Source organism: Streptomyces naganishii JCM 4654 (genome assembly GCF_014650575.1).
Lineage (GTDB): Bacteria > Actinomycetota > Actinomycetes > Streptomycetales > Streptomycetaceae > Streptomyces > Streptomyces naganishii.
The window spans coordinates 1-1,540 of sequence record NZ_BMVF01000056.1 but is presented as its reverse complement, the minus strand read 5'-3'; the positions used below and the strand labels follow the sequence as shown (position 1 = coordinate 1,540).

1 protein-coding gene is annotated in these 1,540 nt (G+C 72.5%); it reads right to left on the bottom strand.

Annotation, left to right across the window (positions count from 1 at the left end; translation table 11 throughout):
* Window positions 1–1,540 (bottom strand): type I polyketide synthase (locus IE217_RS34310; RefSeq protein ID WP_229865863.1); only part of this gene is annotated, 1,540 nt, incomplete at both ends.

Sequence of the window (1,540 nt, the reverse complement as noted above, 5' to 3'; positions counted from 1 at the left end):
CGCCGCCGACAACCCCGCGGACGCCAACGCCTGCCGGATCACCCGCTGCTGCGACGGACCATTCGGCGCCGTAAGACCATTGCTCGCACCGTCCTGGTTCACCGCACTACCGCGCACCACCGCCAGCACCGGATGACCATGGCGCCGGGCGTCCGACAGCCGCTCCACGAGCAGCATGCCCACACCCTCACCCCAGCCGGTGCCATCCGCACCCGCAGCGAACGCCTTCACCCGGCCGTCCGCCGCAAGACCCCGCTGCCGACTGAAGTCCACGAACGCACCGGGTGTCGACATCACCGTCACGCCACCGGCCAGCGCGAGATCGCACTCGCCGTTGCGGAGGGCCTGGATCGCCCAGTGGAGGGCGACGAGGGAGGACGAGCAGGCCGTGTCGACCGTGACGGCAGGCCCTTCCAGGCCGAAGACGTAGGAGAGCCGTCCCGAGACCACGCTCGCCGCGTTGCCCGTGCCCATGTGCCCTTCGAGACCGCCCTGTTCGTCCGAGGCGTCCAGCAGGAGCGACAGGTAGTCCTGGCCGTTGGTGCCGACGAACACGCCGGCCTGGCTGCCGCGCAACGTCTCCGGGTCGATGCCCGCGCGTTCGAATGCCTCCCACGAGGTCTCCAGGAGCAGCCGCTGCTGCGGGTCCATCGCCAGCGCCTCACGCGGCGAGATCCCGAAGAACGCCGGGTCGAACTCGGCGGCGTCGTAGAGGAATCCGCCCTCGCGGACGTACGAGGTACCAGGTGTGTCGGGGTTCGGGTCGTAGAGCCGTTCGGTGTTCCAGCCCCTGTCCATGGGCAGGCCGGAGATGGCGTCCCCGCCGGAGGCGAGAAGGTCCCACAGGTCTTCCGGCGACCGGACGCCGCCGGGGAATCGGCAGCTCATCGCGACGATCGCGATCGGGTCGTCCGCGATCACGGCGGCGGCCCTGGGCACCAGGTCGGTGGCCGCCGCCCGGGTGGTGCCGAGGAGTTCGGTGAACAGGTGGTCGGCGAGCGCGGTCGGGGTCGGGAAGTCGTAGATCAGGGTGGCGGGGAGCCGCAGTTCGGCCGCCGCACCCAGCCGGTTGCGCAGTTCGACCGCCGTCAGCGAGTCGAAGCCCAGCTCCTTGAACGCCCGCACGGCGTCGACGTCGTCGGCCGTGGCGTGGCCGAGCACCTGGGCGACGTGCGTACGGACCAGTTCGAGGACCGCCTGCTTCTGCTCCGCCTCGGGGAGGCCCGCGAGTCGCCGGACCAGCGAGGAACGGGTGGCCCCCGCGTCGGCCGCCGAGCCTGCCGTGGCCTGCTCGTACCGGCTACCGGTACGCGCCTCGGGCAGGTCGGCGAGCAGCGGGCTGGGCCGGGCAGCGGTGAATCCGGGCGCGTAGCGCTGCCAGTCGATGTCCGCGACCATCACCACGGTCCGGTCCTGGTCCAGCGCGCGTTGCAGCGCGGAGATCGCCGCGTCGGCCGCCATGGGCGGTACGCCGCCGGCGCGCATCCGCCGCGCCAGGGCCTCGTCGGCGGCCATCCCGCCCTCGGCCCACGGCCCCCAG